General features: G+C 71.5%; 12 protein-coding genes. 5 read left to right on the forward strand and 7 right to left on the reverse strand.

The genetic code is table 11. The features are described 5' to 3' along the window. Positions 1-53: 53 nt before the first annotated feature. The 4 genes from ACYSUO_RS21085 to ACYSUO_RS21100 form a co-directional block, all read right to left on the reverse strand. Positions 54-1,481, reverse strand: a complete 1,428-nt coding sequence (locus ACYSUO_RS21085) for a M1 family metallopeptidase (RefSeq protein WP_461777744.1) — start codon at positions 1,479-1,481, stop codon at positions 54-56. Then, positions 1,478-3,163, reverse strand: coding sequence for a type 2 periplasmic-binding domain-containing protein (locus tag ACYSUO_RS21090; protein ID WP_461777745.1), 1,686 nt, complete (start codon positions 3,161-3,163; stop codon positions 1,478-1,480). The genes ACYSUO_RS21085 and ACYSUO_RS21090 overlap by 4 nt, the downstream gene beginning before the upstream one ends. A 111-nt stretch (positions 3,164-3,274) precedes the next feature. Beyond that, complete coding sequence (locus ACYSUO_RS21095; RefSeq protein ID WP_461777873.1) at positions 3,275-4,135, reverse strand: carbohydrate ABC transporter permease; 861 nt, start codon at positions 4,133-4,135, stop codon at positions 3,275-3,277. 94 nt (positions 4,136-4,229) lie between these two features. Next, entirely contained in the window at positions 4,230-5,189 is a 960-nt protein-coding gene (locus tag ACYSUO_RS21100; protein WP_461777746.1) for an ABC transporter permease, read from the reverse strand. A gap of 256 nt (positions 5,190-5,445) precedes the next feature. Between ACYSUO_RS21100 and ACYSUO_RS21105 the strand changes: the two genes are divergently transcribed. The 5 genes from ACYSUO_RS21105 to ACYSUO_RS21125 all read left to right on the forward strand — a co-directional run bounded on the left by ACYSUO_RS21105 (position 5,446) and on the right by ACYSUO_RS21125 (position 13,784). Further along, a complete protein-coding gene (locus ACYSUO_RS21105; protein ID WP_461777747.1) occupies positions 5,446-6,522 on the forward strand; it encodes a hydroxyacid dehydrogenase in 1,077 nt (358 codons plus the stop codon). An 80-nt stretch (positions 6,523-6,602) separates the two neighbouring features. After that, positions 6,603-7,742, forward strand: a complete 1,140-nt coding sequence (locus ACYSUO_RS21110) for a LacI family DNA-binding transcriptional regulator (protein ID WP_461777748.1) — start codon at positions 6,603-6,605, stop codon at positions 7,740-7,742. Between the two features lie 201 nt (positions 7,743-7,943). Then, positions 7,944-9,320, forward strand: a complete 1,377-nt coding sequence (locus tag ACYSUO_RS21115; protein ID WP_461777749.1) for a M60 family metallopeptidase — start codon at positions 7,944-7,946, stop codon at positions 9,318-9,320. Positions 9,321-9,341: 21 nt separating this feature from the next. After that, complete coding sequence (locus tag ACYSUO_RS21120) at positions 9,342-11,735, forward strand: polysaccharide lyase 8 family protein (protein WP_461777750.1); 2,394 nt, start codon at positions 9,342-9,344, stop codon at positions 11,733-11,735. 96 nt (positions 11,736-11,831) lie between these two features. Beyond that, entirely contained in the window at positions 11,832-13,784 is a 1,953-nt protein-coding gene (locus ACYSUO_RS21125; RefSeq protein WP_461777751.1) for a DUF2264 domain-containing protein, read from the forward strand. Here the strand turns inward: ACYSUO_RS21125 and ACYSUO_RS21130 are convergent. Genes ACYSUO_RS21130 through ACYSUO_RS21140 form a run of 3 tightly spaced genes read right to left on the reverse strand, consistent with a single transcriptional unit; the run spans position 13,754 to position 16,705 of the window. After that, positions 13,754-14,131 carry a hypothetical protein gene (locus ACYSUO_RS21130; RefSeq protein ID WP_461777752.1) on the reverse strand — a complete coding sequence of 126 codons (378 nt, stop codon included), beginning with the start codon at positions 14,129-14,131 and terminating at the stop codon, positions 13,754-13,756. The two genes, ACYSUO_RS21125 and ACYSUO_RS21130, sit on opposite strands and share 31 nt — an antisense overlap. A gap of 38 nt (positions 14,132-14,169) precedes the next feature. Then, a complete protein-coding gene (locus tag ACYSUO_RS21135) occupies positions 14,170-15,648 on the reverse strand; it encodes a M20/M25/M40 family metallo-hydrolase (protein WP_461777754.1) in 1,479 nt (492 codons plus the stop codon). Beyond that, positions 15,641-16,705, reverse strand: coding sequence for an S-methyl thiohydantoin desulfurase domain-containing protein (locus tag ACYSUO_RS21140; RefSeq protein WP_461777755.1), 1,065 nt, complete (start codon positions 16,703-16,705; stop codon positions 15,641-15,643). Before ACYSUO_RS21140 ends, ACYSUO_RS21135 begins: the two co-directional genes overlap by 8 nt. Positions 16,706-16,759: the final 54 nt, after the last annotated feature.

The following is a 16,759-nucleotide window of genomic DNA, read 5'->3' on the forward strand; positions in this document are numbered from 1 at the left end:
ACCCCGGGGCTCCGCCCCGGACCCCGCCCCTCAATCGCCGGAGGGGCTTGAAATCAGGCCATCGGCGGATTCTTCGCCCCGAACAACCACTCCCGCAGGAACGGATCGACCCCCCGCTCCCCCGTCACATCCACCGCGTGCCGGATGAAGTCCTCGCTGGTGACGGTCCGGCCCCTGAAGCGCCGCGGCCACAACCCCATCACCCGGTCGAACTTCCGCTGCCCCACGTGGAGTCGGAGCGCGTAGAGCACGAGCGCGCCGCCGTCGTAGATGTTCGTGCCGCCGAGCGCCTTGGGCAGCCCCGGCGGCCCGTCGCTCGTGCGGATCGCGTCCAGCTTCTCGTACGTGGCCTGCATCTTGTCGGCCATCCGCGACCACCCCCGCTCCTCGCTGTAGAGGGCCGCGTAGTACACCGCGGGCCCCTCGTTGATCCACGCCTGCTGCCAGTCGTGCGGGGTGACACTGTCGCCGAACCACTGGTGGGTCAGTTCGTGGACCATGGTGTTCTCGTACGTGGGGTGGCCGGCCGCGTCGTCCTTGAACCAGTTGGTGCCCATCAGGGTGAGCGTCGTGTTCTCGAGCGCGTCGGTGTACCCGTCGTAGATGTGGACGCCGTAGACGGAGAACGGGTACGGCCCGAACTTCGCCTCCAGCCAGGCCAGATGGTCCGGTGTGCGGGCGACGATCGACGCGTAGAAGTCCTCGCGGCCCTGCGGGACGATGTGTCGCAGCGGCAGCCCGGTGTGTGAACTGCCGTACAGGTACGTGCCCTTGACGACGGCGATGCCGAGCAGCTCGGTGGGCATCCGCTCGCGCAGCGCGAAGTGCCATACGGTGGAGCCGTCGCCGCGATGGTCCTTGCCGGTCAACTCGCCGTTGGCCGAGGCTACGTAGCCCTTGGGCGCGGTGATGTGGAAGGTCCAGGTGGCCTTGTCGGACGGGGTGTCGTTGCACGGCAGGAACGTGTCCGCGCGCGAGGACTGCACGGCGGAGGCGAATCCGCCGTCCGTTCCGAACCGCCAGCCGGTGAGCCCGGCCCGGGGTGCCTTGCCGTTGCCGTGGTAGCGGACGGTGACCCTGAACGGGGCGCCCTTGTGGATCGGCGCGGCAGGGGTGACGGTCAGCTCCTGGCCGGACTTGCCGAGGGAGAGGGCGGTGCGCGCCTGCCGTCCTTCGACCGTGACGGAGTCGATGGTGTGCCCGTCCGTGTCGAGGTTGAACGCCGACAGGTCGTGCGTGGCCCGGGCGCGCAGGGTCACCGAGGCCGTGAAGTCGTAGGTGACGGGGGTGAAGTCGAAGGTGAGGTCGTAGTGGTCGACCTGGTAGCCGCCGTTGCCGAGCGTCGGGAACAGCGGGTCGCCGACGCCGTCGGAGCCGGGTCGGGGGTCGAAGCCCGCGGCATGCGCCGGGGCGCCGAACAGAGGGACGGCGACCGCCGCGCCGGTCGCGGCGGTGAGGAACGTGCGTCTGCTGGTGCTCACTTGGCCCCCTTCTTGCCACCCTGCTCGGCGGCCTGCTTGAACTCGGCGCGGCACTTGTCGCCGCCCGCGTTGCGCCACTTCTTGACCAGCGCGTCGTACGACGAGAGCGGCTTGCGCCCGGTGACGAGGTCCTTCACGCCGTCGAGGTGGATGGTGTACAGGCTCCCGAGGCCCTTGGAGTCCCAGGTGGGAGAGGTGTAGCCCCGGGTGGGGTCCTCGGCGAGCATCGGAATGAGCTTCGTGTACGCCTCGTGGGCGTAGCGGGCCGCCTCGGGGTGTGTGGCGCTGAAGAAGGCGGGGGCGGCCGAGGCCAGCTTGGTCCAGGGCACGGTGACGTCCTGCGTGCCCTGCTTGGTGAGGACGGGGGTGCCGTGCTTGTCGCGTTTGTAGTCGGTGCCCTCGACGCCGTAGTTCATGAGGGTGTACTCGAGCGAGCCGAAGGGTGCGGCGGCGAAGTCGGCGAGCCGCAGGATCTCCTCGACCCGGCTTCGGCTCGCCTTGGTGATGTGGCAGTTCTCCAGGGAGGGGTTGTCGCTCCAGGCGACCGCGTCCTTGCCGACCGGCACCATCGGGCGGACGTCGAAGGACTTGTCGATGGCGCTCATCGCGTCGACGTATCCGGTGCCGGTGGTGAGGTAGGAGGGCATGCCGTCGTACACGTACGCGGCCTTCCCGTTCTTGAACAGGTCGGTGTACTGCGCCTTCTGGGCACCCGACATCTGTACGGTCCCGGGGTAGAAGCAGCCCGCCTTGTACAGCTTGGCGGCCGTCTCGACGGCGTGCCGGTAGGCCTCGTCCTCCAACTGGTACGTCCACTTGCCGGACTTGGTGTCGTGCGTCCAGAAGTACTGGGCGCCGGCCGACATGGCGAGCAGGTTCGTGCCGCTGCCCGCGAAGAAGTACTGCTTCTTCTTGGTGTCGGTCAGCTCCTTGGCCAGCTCGACGAGCCGCTCCAGGCTGTCGATCCCGTCGAGGCTGTCCACACCCGCCTGCTTGAACAGGTCCGCGCGGTAGAAGCCGGCGCCGCCGCTGCCGGACCTGGCGATCGGGATGCCGTAGAGCTTGCCGCCGAAGATGGCCTCCTGCCAGGCGTACTGGGGGATCGCCGCCAGGTTGGGGTACTTCTTGACCTTGTCGCCGGCGAGGTAAGGGGTGAGGTCCGCGCAGGTCGAGGCGAGGAAGGCCGCCTTGTTGTCGACGCCACCGGTCTCCGGGTACATGAAGATGTCGGGCAGCTGGTCACCGGCGACCATCGTGGAGAACTTCGCCGGGTAGTCGTCGGCCGGCACCGCCGTGAAGTCGACCTTCGTTCCCAGCAGCTTCTCCATCTCCCGCCAGGCCGCGTTCTTGCCGCGCTCCGGGGGCAGCGGGGCGAAGGTCTCGGTGACCGCGGTGATCTTCTTGGCGCCCTTGAGCGGGGTGCCCTTGGTGGCCCGGGCCATCTCGGTGGGGTACTTCAAAAACGCGTCGGGCACGCCCGCGACGGTGCCGGGCAGGTCGGCCTCGATGCCGATGTTGCGGATGGCCGTGGCCGGCAGCAACTTGCCGCTCTTGGCCTCCGCCTTGGCGGCCGTACCGCCGTCGCCGCACGCGGCGAGCAGGGGCGCGGCGGCGACGCCGAGCCCGGCTCCGACACCCCAGCGGAGCATGGTGCGGCGGTTCATGGTCGTGGTGCCGGGCATGCGAAGTCTCCTCAACGTGAAGGGGCACACGGAAGTCGGGGGGTGGCGGCCGGTGTGCGGGCCCTGGGCCTTCTCAGCCCTTGACGGCGCCGGCGTGCGGGCCCTGGACGGTCAGCCCTTGACGGCGCCGGTGAGGACGCCCTTGGTGAAGTAGCGCTGGAGGAACGGGTAGACGAGCAGGATCGGCACGACCGCGATCACGAGCACGGCCATCTGCACGGCCTGCTGCGGGGCTATCGCCTCACCGGCCGCGGCCGTGTCGAGGTTCTGCCCCTGGAGGATGAAGGTGCGCAGCACCATGGGCAGCGGCCACTTGTCGTTGTCGCCGAGGTACAGCAGGGCGTTGAAGTACGCGTTCCAGTAGGCGACCGCGTAGAAGAGGCCGACGACGGCGATGACCGCCTTCGACAGCGGCAGCACCACGCGTATCAGCGTGCGGAAGTCGCCCGCGCCGTCGACCTTCGCGGCGTCGTACAGCTCTTCCGGCAGGTTCATGAAGAACGCCCGCATCACCACGAGGTTGAAGGCGCTGACCATGGTCGGCAGGACCAGGGCGGCGAACGTGTTGTAGAGGCCGAGCTCCTTGACCAGCAGGAAGTTGGGGATGACGCCCGCGTTGAACAGCATCGTGAACAGGGCGGTCATCAGCAGGAAGCGACCGCCGACGATGCCGCGCCGCGACAGGCCGTACGCCATGCCGATGGTGGCGAGGAGGCTGCATGCGGTGCCCGCGAGGGTGACCGCGATGCTCACGAACAGGGCGCGGGTGACCCGGCCCCCGGTGAAGGCCGTGCGGTAGGCGTCGAGGTTGGGGTGGTCGGGCCACAGGACGAGCCCGTTGGCGTGGATGATGTCGGTCTGCGAGGCGAAGCTCGTCCCGATCACACCGAGCAGCGGGTACGCGACGAGGGCCACGACGACGACCAGGGCGAGGCCCTTGAGGACGAGTCCCGCCCTGGTGGGACGCTCCATCCACGGTGGGCGGGCCCCCGACGGGCGGAGTTCGCCTGGTCCGGTGTCCGGTGCGGCGGGCGTGGCCTTGCGGCGCGTCCCCACCGCGGTCGTCTCAGCGGTCAGCACCTCTGTACACCCCTTCATGTCCGAGCCGGTGGGCGAACTTGTTGGCGCCGATGACCAGGGCCGTGCCGATGACCGCCTTCACCAGACCGACCGCGGCCGCGGTGCCCCACTGGTTGTCCTTGATGCCGTGGAAGTAGACGTACGTATCGAGCACTTCGCCGGCGCCGGGGCCGACGGCGTCGCGCTGCAACAGGATCTGTTCGAAGCCGACCGTGAGAATGTTGCCGAGGTTGAGGATCAGCAGCAGTACGAGCACCGGGGCGAGGCCGGGCAGCGTCACGTGCCAGAACCGGCGCCAGCGAGCCGCGCCGTCCATGGCGGCCGCCTCGTACAGGCCGCGGTCGATGTTGAGCAGCGCGGCCAGGATGATGATGGTGCCCCAGCCGGCGTCCTTCCACATCACCTGGAGGGCAAGCAGCCAGGGGAAGGCATTCGGGTCGGTCATCATGTCGTAGTGCGGCAGGCCGACCGCTTCCAGCAGGTCCGGGACCACCCCCGCGCCACCGAGGATCTGCTGGAAGATCGAGACGATGATGACCCAGCCGATGAAGTGCGGCAGGTAGACGACGCTCTGCACGAAGCGCCGCAGCTTGTCGCTGACGATGCTGCTGAGCAGCAGCGCGAGCCCGATCGGCACGGGGAAGAACAGGACCAGTTGGACGAGGGCGATCTCCAGCGTGTTCGCGGTCGCCGACCAGAAGTCGGGGTCGGCGAAGGCGCTCGCGAAGTTGGCGAAGCCGGTCCAGGCGCTGTGCATGTAGCCCAGGTAGGGCTGGTAGTCCTGGAAGGCGACCATGTAGCCGAGCAGCGGCACGTAGTGGAACACCACGAAGTACAGGAAGCCGGGCAGGCAGAGCAGCAGCATCACCTTGTCGCGCTTGACGCGCTGCCACAGGGTTCTGCGGATGGTGCCGGGCACGGCTGAGGGTGGCGCGGAAGCAGTCATGGAGCGGTCCTGTTCGGCCGGGTGACGCAAGAACTGCGTTACTGCGGCGGCAAGTTAGTAAGCGTTTAACCCTGCCGTCAATAGATTCAGGCAAGCACTGCATGGCGACTCCCTTCCAATCTGGGCTCTCTGCACGGGATTTGAGTCGCTGACCTGCCAACTCGCGGACTCAGTCTGACTTTTGGGTTGACGGTCGTACGGCAGGGTCCTTAGCGTGCGGTCACCTGATAGAACACGTTTACTGTCCGGAGGCAGGGTGCGTACCACTGACGAGGTGTCGACCGGGGCCGAGGCCGCGGTCATCGGCACCACACCGCCCCCGCGGCGGCCCCGTACGGTTCTGGCGATGCACTCCTCGGTCGTCGACGACGTCTTCCCGCCCGCCGTACGGGTCCGGCTCGAGGACGCGGCCGACATCCGGCCGCCGCACGTCCTGCGCGAGTTCACCAGCCCGCAGGCGCGCGCCGCGCTCGCCGAGTGCGAGGTGCTGCTCACCGGCTGGGGCTGCCCGCCCATCGACACCACCGTGCTCGACGGCGCGCCCCGGCTGCGCGCTGTCATCCACGCGGCCGGCACCGTCAAGCCCTTCCTGGGGCGGGAGGCCTACGAGCGCGGTATCGCGGTGTCCTCGGCCGCCGCCGCCAATGCCGTGCCGGTCGCCGAGTTCACCCTCGCGGCGATCATCATGGGCGCCAAACGGGCCTTCCCGCTCGCCCATCTCTTCCGCACACGGCGCACCCACCGCACCGACGCCGACCTCGACCGGCACCACTGGATCGGCACCCGCGGACTCACCGTCGGGGTCGTCGGCGCCTCGCACGTCGGCCGCCGGGTGGTGCGGCTGCTGCGCTCGCTCGACGTCGAGGTCCTCCTGTATGACCCGTACATCGAGGACACCGAGGCCGTCCTGCTCGGCGTCACCCGCACCGACCTCGACACCCTGCTCACCGCGAGCGACGTGGTCACCCTGCACGCGCCCGACACCGACGAGACCCGGCAGCTGCTCGACGCCCGCCGCCTGGACCTGCTGCGACCCGGCACCCTGCTGGTCAACACCGCGCGCGGGCCCCTGGTGGACACCGAGGCCCTGGTCGAGCACCTGGTCAGCGGGCGGATCGACGCCGTGCTCGATGTGACCGACCCGGAGCCGCTGCCCGCCGACCACCCGCTGTGGGACCTGCCCAACGTCCTCATCACGCCGCACATGGCGGGCGCCCAGGGCAACGAGGTGGGGCGGCTCGGCGCGCTCGCCGTCGACGAACTCACCCGGTACGCGCACGGAGCACCGCTCGACCACCCCGTCCGCCTCGACGACTTGGAGCACATCGCGTGACCGGGCCCACCCCGCACGGCATAAGCTCTGGGGCGGGCGGAGCAGCGACGGCACGGCAGGAACACCAGGGGGTGGGCCGGATGGCCCGGCAACGATCGACGGCTCCCGGCGGCTCCGGTCACCGGGAGCAGCGCCGCGCGACGGTGGTCGACGTCGCCAGGCACGCCGGTGTCTCCACGGCCACCGTCTCCCGCGTGATGAACCGCAACTACCCGGTCGCCGCCGCCACCCGCGAGCGCGTCGAAGCGGCGGCCCGCGAACTGGGGTACGTGGCCAACGCCCACGCCCGCGCCCTCGCCGGCAGTTCGGGGCGCACGGTCGGCATCATCGTGAACGAACTGATCGACCCGTTCTACGCGTACATCGCGCGCGGCGTCGAACGCGAGGCGACCGCCGGCGACCGGCTGTGTCTGGTGTGCTGCACGCAGGGCGATCCGCAGCGCGAGCTGGCCTTCATCGAGCTGATGCACGAGCGGCGGGCGGACGCGGTGGTACTGGTCGGCGGGAGCGTCGACGACCCCGACTACCGGTCGGAACTCTCGCGCAGGGCACATGAGTTGGCCGCGGACGGCGCCAAGCTCGTGCTGTGCGGGCGTCCCTCGCTCGGCGCGGGCGTGCCCACGGTGGACGTGGAGTACGACAACGAGGGCGGCGCGTTCGCCATCACCGACCACCTGATCACCCGGGGGCACCGGCGGATCCTCTACCTGGGCGGACCGCCCGCCCTGTCGACGGCGCGCGACCGGCTCGCCGGGCACCGGCGCGCGCTCGAACTGCGCGGCATCGACCGCGTCCCCGAGCTGGAGCAGCCGGGCGCCTTCGGCCGCTCCTTCGGCTACCGGCGCATGAGCGAACTGCTGCGGGACGGGCCGGAGTTCACTGCCGTCTTCGCGGCCAATGACATCGTCGCAGCTGGGGCCGCGCAGGCGCTGGAGGAGGCCGGGCTCCGCGTGCCGGAGGACGTGTCGCTGGTCGGCTACGACGACATTCCGGTCGCCCAGGAGCTGCGGCCGCGCCTGACGACGGTCCGTATCCCGCTGGAGGAGATGGGCCGGCAGGCCGTGCGGGTGGCCCTGAACGGCGGGGACGAGGACGACTGGCGCGCGCCCACGACCGGCGCTCTGCGTCTGGGCACGCAGATCGTGGTCCGTGACTCCGTGGCACCCCCGGCAGCGGCGCCGCGTGGCAGCGGGAGTAGCGGGAGCCGTCGGGAGGCCTGAGCCGCGGCCTTCGCCGTACCGCAGAACCACGCCCGCTTGCGCAATCCTGCTCGGTTCAGGGCTGCTTGGCGTAGTAACGAGCAGAAAATCGCTCCAGCACCTTGCCACCCGGCAGCAAACGCTTACATGCTGGCGCCCAGTTCGCACGCACCACGTCCCGCTCATCCTTCCGACGTCCTTCGTCTTCTGGGGAGTCCCTGCATGCGCCCTGCCGACACGTCCCACGACCGAGCCGCCACCGGCCGCCCCGACGCGCGCCCCGGGCCCGGGCGGCGCACGGTGCTCACCGCGCTGGCCGGTGCCGGAGCCGCCGGTGGCCTCGCGCTCACCCTCGGCGCGGGCTCCGCGCAGGCCGCCACCTCCACGACCGTGCGGCTCACCGCCCGCGCGTCGGCCGAGGCCGAGCGGTTGCGCCTCGGGCAGGCCCTGCGCGCCTCCGAGTTCCAGCCGACGGGCCGCCACGTCGCGGCGGGCACCCCGCTGCGCCTGGACGTGCAGCCCCACGACGGCGTACTGCCGACCGTGTGGATCGGCCGGTGGGACTACTACGCCACCCTCACCGCCCCGCGGCGCTACCCGCTCAAGGCCGGCGCCAACACGGTCACCGACCCGCACGGCGGCCCCGTCTACTTCTCCCTGGAGGGCAACGGGGAGAGAGCCACGGTCGCGCTCAAGAGCGGCAGCACGCCCATGCCGGTCTTCACGCTCGGAAGCACCGAAGAGGCCGACTTCCAACGGCAGTTGGACACCATGTCCGATGTGCCGTTCGTGGAGCTGCACGGCCCGCGTTCGACCGTGACGCTGACCCGCGAGGGCGCCCTGCTGTACCGCGACGAGAGCCACGCGGAGCTGCTGCGCCTCCTTGAGCAGATCATCGACGCGGAGTCGGCGATCAGCGGTCTCGACGGCTCCAAGCCCGTGCACCGGCCCAAGGCGGGCGGCTACCACTTCACCGAGGTGTCGGTGGTGCCGTCCGGCGTCGGCGCGTACGCCACCCATGGCTACAACGGCTTCCCGCGCGCCTACCTCGACCGGGCCACGACGGTGCAGGGGCTGCGCACCCGCGGCTGGGGGCTCTACCACGAACTCGGCCATCTGCATCAGCAGTTCGCGTACAAGCCCGCCGCGATGACCGAGGTCACCGTGAACATCTACTCCCTGGCCGTGCAGCGGGCCCTGGGGCAGCCCTCCAATCTGTTGACCGCCGACCCGGCGACGGGGCTCAACCCCTTCCAGTCGGCCCGCGCCAAGTTCGGCACGGACGGGCTCACGTACGAGAAGTCCTTCGGGGCGTACGAGAAGCTCGTTCCGCTGCGGCAGTTGGAGCTGGCGTTCGGCGACTCGTTCTGGCCGCGCCTGCACCGGCTGGTGCGTGAGGAGAACCCGCAGTCGGACTCCTCGGACTCCGCCGGGCGCTACCGGGCCCTCGCCCTCTACGCGAGCCGCGTCGCGGAACGCGATCTCACCGACTTCTTCGTCACCACTTGGGCGTTCCCGATCGACGCGCAGGGGCGTTCGGAGCTCGCCGCGCTCGGGCTGCCGAAGCCGTCCGTCGACCCGGCCTCGCTGACCGACTGAACCGAAGGGCGAACACCGACCATGCAGCTGACCAGACGACGCACCCTCGCCCTCATGGGCACGGGCGCCGTGGCGACGACCCTTCCCCTCGGCATCGGCGCCGGGGCGGCCACCGCGGCCGAGGAGCCCTACGAGCCGCTGCTCGCGCGCGCGGCCCAGCAGCTCACCGGCGGCGAGGTCGACCCGGACGACCCGGATGTCGCCGCCGCGCTGGCCGCCTTGGACAAGCAGGCCGCCGACTGGTGGCAGAAGCTCGACCGCTCCGCGGGGCGCACGGCCCTGTGGTCCGATCTGGCGCCGGCCTCCGACCCGGGCATGTTCGGCCAGAGCTACACGCGCCTGCGCACCATCACCACGGCCTGGGCGACCCCCGGCACCTCCCTCACCGACGACACCACCGTGCGCGACGCGCTTCTCGACGCGCTGCGTTTCCTGCGCACCGCCGGCTACAACGACTCGCGCTCCGAATCGGGCAACTGGTGGTTCTGGGAGATCGGCGCACCGCGTGCCCTGCTCGACACCTGTGTGCTGCTGCGCGCCCACCTCCCGGCCGCCGATCTGTCCGCGTACCTCAAGACGGTCGCCAAGTTCGTCCCCGACGCGGACCGGCGCACCAACTCCCCCACGCTGGCAGAGACGGGCGCCAACCGGGCGGACAAGGCCGTCATCGTCGCCCTGCGCGGTCTGCTCGCCGGCGATCCGGAGGTCGTCGCGCTGGCCCGGGACGGTCTGTCGGACGTGCGCGACGACGGCAAGAACAGCCTGTTCCAGTACGTCACTTCGGGCGACGGCTTCTACGAGGACGGCTCGTTCGTCCAGCACTCCTCGGTCGCCTACACGGGTACCTACGGCGGCGTCCTGCTCGGCAGCGCGGGCCAGCTGATCGCGCTGCTCGCCGACTCGCAGTGGTCCGTCACCGACCCGGCGGTGAAGGTGCTGTACGAGGCGGTCGAGCGCTCCTTCGTGCCCGTGCTCCTCGACGGCGTGATGATGGACGCGCTGCGCGGTCGCGCCATCTCGCGGGAGCGCGCCCGCGACCACACGGACGGGGCGGCCACCGCCTCGTACATCCTCCAACTGGCCGACGGCGCCCCGCAGTCGTACGCGGACCGCTGGCGGTCGGCCGTCAAGGGCTGGATCCTGCGCAACCGGGACACCCCGTACCTGCGGCTCGTCGGCGTCCCCGCCCTGGCCCGCGCCAAGGCTCTGCTGGCGGATACGGCCGTGCGGCCCGCGGAGCGGATCACCGGGCACCACGTGTTCGCCGACATGGACCGGGTGGTGCACCGGCGGCCCGGCTGGTCGTGCGTCTTGTCCCTGTCCTCCAAGCGCATCGCGGCGTACGAGGCGGGCAACGGCGAGAACCTGCACGGCTGGTACACCGGCGACGGCATGACGTACCTGTACGACGGCGACGACCTCGACGCCTTCGGTGACAACTTCTGGCCGACGGTGAACCCCTACCGGCTGCCGGGCACCACCGTCGACACCCGCACACGGGCCGACCTCGGCACCGGCGCGGGCACCGGCACCTTCCGCCCGAAGAATGCCGTGGCGGGCGGCGCCGTGCTCGACTCCCGGTACGGGGCCGCGGCGATGGAGCTGATCGCCGACGGGTCGACGCTGCGCGCCAAGAAGGCGTGGTTCTTCCTCGACAACGCGGTCGTCGCGCTGGGCTCCGGCATCACCGCGAGCGACGGCCGCACCGTCGAGACCGTCGTGGAGAACCGGAACCTGCACGCCGACGGCGCATCCCGGCTCACCGTCGACGACCGCCCTCAGCCCACTGAGCAGGGCTGGTCGGCGCGGCTCACCGACGCACGATGGGCGCACCTGGAGGGCATCGGAGGCTACGTCTTCCCGGCCGGCGGCCCCCTGCGCGCACTGCGCGAGGAACGCACCGGGACCTGGCGCTCCCTCAACACCGGTGCGGACACCGGCGGTTCCACGACCCCGGTCACCCGGCGCTACGCCACCCTCTGGTTCGATCACGGCCCCTCCCCCGAATCCGCTTCCTACGCCTACGTCCTGCTCCCCGGCGCGACGGCCGCCGCGACCGCCGCGTGGTCCCGCTCCAGCCCGGTGCGCGTCCGCACGAACAGCGTGACCGTCCAGGCCGTCGAATCACCCCGCCTCGGGCTGCTCGCCGCGCACTTCTGGGCGGCGGGAACCGTCGACGGGCTGCGCGCCAGCGGCCCGGGCACCGTGCTCGTCCGCCGCCGGGACGACGGCATCACCGTCGCCGTGTCCGACCCCGGCCGCACCGGGACCACCCTGTCCGTCGAACTCCCCTTCGCCGTGCGCCGCGTGGTCCGCGCCGACGACACGGTCTCCGTCACACCGGGCCGTCGCCCGGTGGTCACGGTGCGCGTCGCGGGCTCGCGCGGCCATACGCATACCGCCGACCTCGCGTAGAGGAACCCGCACAGCAGCCCATCCAGCAGCCCTTACAACAACGCGTACACCAGCCCGCCGCCCCGACCGCCCCGACCGAGGAGTAGTCGAGCCACCATGCCCGCCCCGTACCTCTCCCTGCCGCCGACCGACCGCGTCCGCTCCCCGCTGACGGGGTGGACCCGGGCACACTGGGAGGCCCTCGCCGACCGGCAGTTGGCGGCGCTGCCCCCCTACGCGACACCGGGGTTCGCGCAGTACCGGCTTCCCGGGCGGGGCAGCTGGTCCGGAGTGGTGCTGGACGGGCTCGAAGGGTTCGCTCGGACATTTCTGCTGGCCTCATTTCGGATCGCGGGCGCGGGCAAGGACACGACGGGGTCGGCGGCCGGGACCGAAGCCCCGGCCGTTTCCCACCTGATCGAAAGGTATACGCAGGGTCTGACAACGGGCACGGACCGTGACCACGCGGAGGCCTGGCCCGAACTCACGGACTGCTCCCAGCAGATGGTGGAGGCGGCCTCGATCGCGATCGGTCTGCACGAGACCCGCCCCTGGATCTGGGACCGGCTCGACAGCCGGGTCCAGGAACGCGTGGTCGACTGGCTCTCGGGGTTCGTTGGCGCCCGCACGTGGGACAACAACTGGCGCCTGTTCCAGGTGGTGGCGGAGCAGTTCCTGGCCTCGGTCGGCGCCCCGTACAGCCAGAGCGACATCGACGGCGGGCTCGACCGGATCGAGGACTGGTACGTCGGCGACGGCTGGTACAGCGACGGCGACGGCCGCAACTTCGACTACTACGTCGGCTGGGCCCTGCACCTGTATCCGCTGCTGTGGGCGCGGATCGCGGGCCCGGACGGCGACGGCGGCCGCGCGAAGACCTACCGCGAACGGCTCTCCCTGTTCCTGGAGACGTACCCGCAGTTCTTCGGCGCGGACGGCGCGCCGGTGCACCAGGGCCGTTCCCTGACGTACCGCATGGCGGCCACGGCACCCGTCTGGCTGGGCGCGCTCGCCGACTGCACACCACTGGCACCGGGCCTGACTCGTCGTCTGGCCTCGGGCACAGCACGCCACTTCGCCGAGCGCGGCGTACCGGACGAGCGAGGACTCCAGCCCCTGGGTTGGTACGGCACACACCTGCCGACCACCCAGCCGTACTCGGGTCCGGCCTCACCGTACTGGTCGAGCAAGGGCTTCCTGGGACTCCTCCTGCCCGCCGAGCATCCGGTGTGGACCGACCGCGAACTCCCCCTGCCCGTGGAGCGGGACACGCAGTACACCGCCCTTCCCGCACCGGGCTGGCTGCTGCACGGCACCCCGCACGACGGCATCGTCCGCCTGGTGAACCACGGCAGTGACCACAACCCGCTCGAAGGACCGGCCGACGACGATCCGCACTACGCCAAGCTCGCCTACTCCACCGCGACCGCCCCCGAGTCCGCCCCGCACGCCTGGTCCCGCACCGTCGACAACCACATCGCGCTGCTCTCCCCGGACGGCACGCCCTCGCGCCGCCGCCGCATCCACCCCCTCACGTGCGAGGGACGCCGTGCGTCCTCCCGTCACCACGCTCAACTCCCGGACAGTGACGCACAGTTCCCGATCGAATCGACGAGTGTGCTGCACGGACCGTGGGAGTTGCGGGTGCACCGGGTGCAGGCCCCGGCGGGCGTCACCGTCCGCGAGGGCGGGCACGCGGTCGCCGACACCGTGCGACCGCACGCCGACCGGGGGCCGGGCTGGGCGCTGACCCGCACGGAATCGGGGCTGACGAGCGCGGTGGTCGCCCTGCACGGCTGGGACACGGAGGCCGGGATCGCCCGCGAGGTGGCGGCGAACGCCTTCGGCCCCCACTCGGCGACCCCGTATCTGCGCTCCCTCCCCCACCCGGGCGGCACCACCGTCCACGTCACCCTGGTGGCCCTCACGCGCGACGCGGTGCACCCGCGGGCACTGCGGGAGGCGATCGAGTGCACGGTGGACGCGGCGGGCGGGGTCTCGGTCACGTTCCCGGACGGTGAGGTGGTGAGGGTGGCACCTCACTCGATCCAGCGGGCGGCCGCCTCGTAGGTGTCGTCCGGGGCGCTGTTGAACGCGATGGCCGCGGCGGGCGCGTATCGCCGGACCAAGTTGACGATCAGTTCGAGGAGTTCGGCCTGATCGTCCGAGTGCCGCAGGCCGCCGCCGAGAGTGACGCACTCCCACGGATGGGCGCGCAGCGCACTCCCGACGACGGCCTCCACGTCGTCACTTCCGTCGAGGCCGATCAGACAGGTCTCCACGCCCACACCGTGTTCGGCGAACTTGGCCAGCCCCGCCTCGATGCCCGCCACCACCGGCTCTGGATCCCACGGGCCCGGCACGCGACGCGGATCGAGCCCGATGACCAGGACGCGGGGTTCGGCACTGAGGTCCATGTCCCGACGATACGCGTCGGGCCGCGCCCGCCCGGGTCTCAGCCCGCGGCGTCGCCCGGCCGCAGCGCGAAGGCGTTCACCGCCAGCGACAGACAGGCCGTCAACCGCTGCCCGTACGGCACGTGCAACGACTCGTTCGGGCCGTGGGCGTTCGCGCCCGGGCCGAGGACTCCGCAGGCCAGGAACTGGGCCTCGGGGAACTGCCGGCTCAGTTGGCCCATCAGCGGGATCGTGCCGCCCTGGCCGATGCGGGCCGCGTCCGCCCCGTCGAAGCAGGCGCGGCTCGCGGCCGACAGCGCCTCGCGGAGCCAGGGGCGCTCGGGCGGGGCGTGCCAGCCGTCGGCCAGGACCCGGTCGGGCGTGAAGCGGACGGACGCGCCGTGCGGGGGCGCCTCCTCCAGGATGCTTGCCACCTCCGCGAGCGCCTTCGCGCTGTCCACCAACGGGGGCAGTCGGAACGAGAGTTTGACGCGGGTGTGTGGGCGCAGCACATTGCCGGCCGACGCGACCGGTGGCAGTCCGTCCGCGCCGGTGACCGCCAGGCTCGGGCGCCAGGCACGGGCGAGCAGCAGCTCTTCGGGATCGTGCGTGACGGGTCCCGTTCGGTGGCCGGTCTCGTCCTCGTGCCAGTCGAAGCGCTGCCAGACCTGGTCGCCGAGGAGGGCCGCCGCCTCGGCGACCTGGGCGCGGCGCTCGTCGGGCACCTCGCAGTGCAGCTCCTCCACCCGCAGCTCGCCCGTCCCGCTGTCCTCGACGCGGTCCAGCAGGTGGCGCAGGACGCGGAACGTCGACGGCACGACACCGCCCGCGTCCCCGGAGTGTGCGCCGTCGTCGAGCACGCGCACGTCGAGCGTGCCACCGGAGTGGCCGCGCAACGACGTCACCAGCCACAGCCGTTCGTAGTCGCCCGCGCCGGAGTCCAGGCACACGACCAGGCCGACCTCCCCGATGCGCGGGGCCAGTTCGGCGAACCAGTGGTCGAGGTCGGGGCTGCCCGACTCCTCGCCCGCCTCGAAGACGCCGACGCAGCGCGGGCGGGCCGCGCCCTGTGCGGCAAGGGCCCGTACGGCGGTCAGCGCTGCGGGCAGTGCGTAGCCGTCGTCGGCGCCGCCGCGGCCGAACAGCCGGGTGCCGTCGAAGACCGGTTCCCACGCCGACAGGCCCTCGGCCCAGCCCTCGCCCTCGGGCTGCTTGTCGAGGTGGCCGTAGAAGAGGACGGCTTCCTCGGCGGTCGAGCCGTGGCCGGGGATCTCGAAGAAGACGAGCGGCGTACGTCCCGGAGCGCGCAGTACCTCGATCCGCAGGCCCGGCAGGTCGTCCACGGAGCGCAGCCACGCCGCCGCGGCCTCCGCGGCCCGGTCCAGGAATCCGTGGGACTCCCACTGCGGGTCGTACGCCGGGCTGACCGCCGGAACGCGGATGTGTTCACGGACCAGCGGGAGCACCTCCTCGTCCCAGCGCGTCGCGCAGAAGTCCCGTACGAGGGCGGCATCCGCGGCGCGTACCTGCTCAGGCATCGGCGAGCACCTTCGCCGCCGGGGCGAACGGGAAGCCGAGCAGGTCCTCGATCGGCGCGTACAGCTCGGGCGTGTGCATCGTGGAGGAGAGCAGCAGGTTCGCCGCCGGGGCCACCAGGACGGAGACCTCCTTGCCGACCTCGACGTCGGCGGAGGCGAGCGGCTGCCCGGCCGCGTCGAACGTCGTGATCAGGTCGGGGAACGCGGCCTTGCGCTCGCCGCCCGCCTCGAAGGTCATGTACTCGTTGACGAAGTGCAGCTCCGTGCCCGCCGCGTCGTCCAGGACCGCGACGCCGATGTCCAGTCCCTCGCGCTGCTCGCAGCGGTACTCGCGGACCGTGCCGGTCACCGCGATCTCACCGCCGAGGTGCGCTGCCGCGCCCGCCGGCCCCTCCGCCAGGAAGCGGTGGCCGAGCTCGATCGCGAAGCCGATGGCGCCGGGGGCGCCGGCCTTCGTCGCGTAGCCGACCTCGACCGGGTTGCGGGCGACGCCCACCCAGCCGCCCGCCTCGACGGAGGCGCGGCGGACCACGTTCGAGGTGGCGTCGAGGGTGCCGGTGACGGCGCCCTCGACGTACGTGTGCGGCTTGCCGCCCGCGTAGCCCTGGTAGGAGCGGTAGCCCTCGCGCGCGTGCAGGCCCATCGCGCCCATCTGGCTGGAGGGGTGGGCGCGGCCGTTGCAGGCGAGGTCGATGACGGGCAGGCCGGTCATCGCGGAGTGGAACCAGCCGTTGATGGTGGTCTCGGCGCCGTTCTCGTTGGTGTGGATGGCCACGAGCGGGCTCGGCAGGTCGCGGCGCAGCAGTTCGAGGGCGCGCAGCAGGTGGGTGGGCAGCACCTGCGGGTCGGGCGCGGCGGGGGCGCCGACCAGGGCGACGGTCGCGGTCAGGGCGTCGTCGGCGAACTCGTCGGCGCTCCACAGCTCGGGCGTGCCCACCTGCAGGGCCAGTTCGGCGGTGCGCAGGCCCCGCTCGACGAAACCGCCGCCTCCGCCGCCGAGCACGGCGCCTCCGTAGACGGCTGCCTTGAGGTCGTCGTGCGTCAACTGTCGCTTCACAGGGATCTCCTGGGTGGTTCTCGGTGTACGGGTGGTACGAGTGGTGCGGGTAGT

Source organism: Streptomyces sp. UC4497 (assembly GCF_054871485.1).